We start from the raw sequence: 4,190 nt of genomic DNA, 5'->3' as shown, positions 1-4,190 counted from the left end.
AATAAGCACTAGGGCATATCGATATCAAAAGAGAAGCAAAGACATGAAAATCGCAGTTTTGCCGGGCGACGGCATCGGCACGGAGATCGTGGCAGAGGCCGTCAAGGTGCTGGACGTGCTGGGCCTTCCGTTCGAGATGGAGTCCGCCCTGGTCGGCGGCGCCGCGTACGAGGCCCACGGCCACCCGCTGCCCGAAGCCACGCTGAAGCTGGCGCAGGACGCCGACGCCGTGCTGTTCGGCGCCGTGGGTGACTGGAAGTACGACAAGCTCGACCGCCCCCTGCGCCCCGAGCAGGCCATCCTGGGCCTGCGCAAGCACCTGGGGCTGTTCGCCAACTTCCGCCCGGCCATCTGCTACGAGCAGCTGGTGGGCGCTTCGAGCCTCAAGCCCGAGCTGATCTCGGGCCTCGACATCCTCATCATCCGCGAGCTGACGGGCGACATCTACTTCGGCCAGCCGCGCGGCCGGCGCACGGCCGTGGACGGCCACTTCCCCGGCGCCGAAGAGGCCTTCGACACCATGCGCTACTCCAAGCCGGAGATCGAGCGCATCGCCCACGTGGCGTTCCAGGCCGCGCGCAAGCGCAGCAAGAAGGTCACCAGCGTGGACAAGGCCAACGTGCTGGAAACCTTCCAGTTCTGGAAGGACGTGGTCACCGAAGTGGGCCAGCAGTACCCCGACGTGGAACTGCAGCACATGTACGTGGACAACGCGGCCATGCAGCTGGTGAAGGCGCCCAAGGCCTTCGACGTGGTGGTCACCGGCAACATGTTCGGCGACATTCTGTCGGACGAGGCTTCCATGCTCACCGGCTCCATCGGCATGCTGCCCTCGGCCAGCCTCAACAGCAAGAACCAGGGCCTGTACGAGCCCAGCCATGGCAGCGCGCCCGACATCGCCGGCAAGGGCGTGGCCAATCCGCTGGCGACCATCCTGAGCGCCGCGATGATGCTGCGCTTCAGCCTGAACCAGGAAGCAGCCGCTCAGCGCATCGAAGCGGCCGTGCAGAAGGTGCTGGCCCAAGGCCTGCGCACGCCGGACATCTGGAGCGAAGGCACCACGAAGGTGGGCACGGCGCAGATGGGCGACGCCGTGGTGAAGGCCCTGGGCTGACCGTTGCAGCCCGGCACGCGCTGAAGCGGGCCGTTCCTGCCCAAAAGGGTGGCCCGCCGGCCACCCTTTTTTTATCGGTCCATGCGTTGGCGATCGCTGGTATCAGCGCGCGTCGGTTGCGGCCTGCGGCGCGGCCGATGCCGCGCGAACGAAGGACCTGCGACGCACCCAGAAGGCCAGCGCCCCCACCGGCGCGGAGATGGTGAGGATGAGCGGAGCCTGGGGCCCGGCCTTCGCAAAGCCCGCCCCCAGCAGCTGCAGGCTCAACCACTGCGCGGACCATGCGCCCGTGGTCCAGTCCAGATGGCACTGCACCACACCCACCGCGATCACTGCACACCACAGCCACTTGCGCTTCGGGATCGGCGTGCGGACGCAGACCCACAGCGTATAGACGATCCAGAGCGGAATGCCCATCGCGAGCGCGAGGAACAGGTAATGGCCCGGCGTTTTGCCTTCCAGAGAAAAGCGGTGGGTGGCGGCCAGGGACTGCGACGCCGGCGTCACCTGCAGTGCATTGAAGAAGACCGCGCCGTCGCGCTGCTCCAGCATGGCAGAGACGACCAGCCAGGACTGCGGATACTCGTACTCGAGCGTGAGGTGGTGGAAGATGGCGGAATCGGTCTTCAGAACCTGAACGCCCACCGCCTCGGCGGATTGGGGCGGTCCCGGGGGGATCAATGCCGCCATCCGGCCCAGGTTCTGCCGCAGATCGGCGGTGCGCAACCGGGGCGCCAGCCGGGCCTCGATGGCCGGAAAATCCTGGCGGGCCAGTTCATCGACGGCATCGCGAACCCTCTGCGTCTCCTGCGGCGCGATCGATGCTGGGCTGTCCTGTGAGGCATTGCAGCCGCTCAACAGAGCGGCCAGGGCAAGAAAGGCGGTGGCGACGATGCGCATGCGGTGAGGGACCTTTGACGTGGAAAAAGGCCGGATGTTAAACAACACCTCCCGCCGCCCCTCAAAAAACAGCACCGTCGGCAAAAGGCCTTCCGCTACAATCGCCGCCTATGTTTGCCGCCCGCCCGTTCACCCTGCTGAACACTGCACCCGCCGCCCTGGCCGGTGGGGCCGCGCGCGCAACCACCACCAAAACCACGACCATTAAGGGCTGATCCAGCCTGGTTCGTCGTGCGCCCTTCCTGGCCAGACGAGCCAGGCGAAAAGTCCCGGTCGGGCACTGTTTCTTAAACTGAATAGGGGCGTTGAAATGAGCAAGTTGGTAGGTTTGGTCGGCTGGCGCGGCATGGTCGGCTCCGTATTGATGGACCGCATGCAGGCCGAAGGCGATTTCGGTCTCATCGAGCCCGTGTTCTTCTCCACGTCGAACGCAGGCGGCAAGGCCCCGGCGCAGGCCAAGAACGAAACCACGCTCCAGGACGCCTTCGACATCAACGCCCTCAAGCGCTGCGACATCATCCTGACCGCCCAGGGCGGCGACTACACCACCGAAGTGTTTCCCAAGCTGCGCGACGCCGGCTGGAACGGCCACTGGATCGACGCCGCTTCCACGCTGCGCATGAAGGAAGACGCGGTCATCGTGCTGGACCCGGTCAACCTGCCCGTGATTCAGGATGCCCTGGCCAAAGGCGGCAAGAACTGGATCGGCGGCAACTGCACCGTGAGTTGCATGCTGATGGGCGTGGGTGCGCTTTACAAGGCCGGCCTGGTCGAGTGGATGAGCACGCAGACCTACCAGGCAGCCAGCGGCGGCGGCGCCCAGCACATGCGCGAACTGCTGACGCAATACGGCACGCTGAACGCGGAAGTGCGCTCGCTCCTGGACGATCCCAAGAGCGCCATCCTGGAAATCGACCGCAAGGTCATCGCCAAGCAGCGCAGCCTGTCGGACGCGGAAACCGCCAACTTTGGCGTGCCCCTGGGCGGCAGCCTGATCCCCTGGATTGACAAGGACCTGGGCAACGGCATGTCCAAGGAAGAGTGGAAGGGCATGGCCGAGACGAACAAGATCATGGGCCAGGGCGAAGGCTTCGACACGCCCGCAGTGCCTGTGGACGGTTTTTGTGTGCGGGTGGGCGCCATGCGCTGCCACAGCCAGGCCCTGACCTTCAAGCTGAAGAAGCACGTGCCCGTGGCCGACATCGAGGCCATGATCGCCGCCGACAACGAGTGGGTGAAGGTCGTGCCCAACACGCGCGAAGCCACCTTGAAGGACCTGACCCCCGTGGCCGTGACCGGCACCATGACGATTCCCGTGGGCCGCATCCGCCAGATGGCGATGGGGCCGGAATACATCGGCGCGTTCACCATCGGCGACCAACTGCTGTGGGGTGCCGCCGAACCGCTGCGCCGCATGTTGCGCATCCTGCTGGCCGAATGACGCGGCGGGCGCTGACACCGAGCCGGTGTCAGCGCGTTTAAGCACCAACGTTTTTGTTACTGCTCGTTGTCCTTTGACAACATTGCTGCGGTGCACATTGCCCTTCTGAAAGGCGCCCAAAGGTTGCGCCTTGGCTCAGCTTGTCAGTGCAAAACATTGATGCTATTGTGCTTTTTACACATTTTCACGCTTACGCGCGGAACCAAAACTGCCTGAATCTGGCACCTTGCCAGACCGCACAATCCTCTTTTGTTGATGGCACACATGCATCGTTGGAAACTCTCAATCCTGGCCGCCGCGGCCGTCATGTCGGCCGGCCTGTATGCCACCGATGCGAATGCTCTCGCCCTGGGCCGCCTTACCGTGCAGTCCGCCCTTGGCGAGCCCCTGCGCGCCGAGATCGAGCTGCCCCAGATCACTGCCGCCGAAGCGGATTCGCTGCGGGCAGCCCCCGCGTCCCCTCAGGTGTTCCGCGCCCAGGGGATGGAAGTGTCTCCCGCGCTGAACAGCCTGCGCGTGCAACTGCAGCGCCGCAGCGATGGCTCGATGGTGCTGCAACTCACTAGCGACCGCCCCATCAACGACCCCTTCGTCGATCTGGTGCTGGATGCCACCTGGAACTCCGGCCAGATCGTGCGCAGCTACACCATGCTGTTCGACCCGCCGGCCCTGCGCCGTGCGCCGGCCACCGTGACCGCATCGCCCCAGGTGACGGCGCCGTCCGCACCGGCCGCT

4 protein-coding genes are annotated in these 4,190 nt (G+C 65.2%); 3 read left to right on the top strand and 1 reads right to left on the bottom strand.

All coding sequences use genetic code 11. The annotated features are described in order from the left end of the window. Positions 1-43: 43 nt before the first annotated feature. Positions 44-1,114, top strand: a complete 1,071-nt coding sequence (gene leuB, locus AC27IQ_RS19670) for a 3-isopropylmalate dehydrogenase (RefSeq protein ID WP_284395897.1) — start codon at positions 44-46, stop codon at positions 1,112-1,114. Positions 1,115-1,216: 102 nt separating this feature from the next. On the opposite strand, the gene AC27IQ_RS19665 is transcribed toward leuB, so the two are convergent. Then, entirely contained in the window at positions 1,217-2,014 is a 798-nt protein-coding gene (locus AC27IQ_RS19665) for a hypothetical protein (protein WP_487090486.1), read from the bottom strand. Between the two features lie 310 nt (positions 2,015-2,324). Between AC27IQ_RS19665 and asd the strand changes: the two genes are divergently transcribed. Next, positions 2,325-3,455, top strand: a complete 1,131-nt coding sequence (asd, locus tag AC27IQ_RS19660) for an aspartate-semialdehyde dehydrogenase (protein WP_284395903.1) — start codon at positions 2,325-2,327, stop codon at positions 3,453-3,455. Positions 3,456-3,719: 264 nt separating this feature from the next. Further along, on the top strand, positions 3,720-4,190 hold a 471-nt coding region (locus AC27IQ_RS19655), incomplete at its 3' end, for a type IV pilus assembly protein FimV (protein WP_487090485.1).

The organism is Acidovorax sp. KPB24-07 (genome assembly GCF_057543315.1).
The sequence above is the reverse complement of the archived record's forward strand: the minus strand, read 5'-3'. Positions and strand labels throughout refer to the sequence as shown.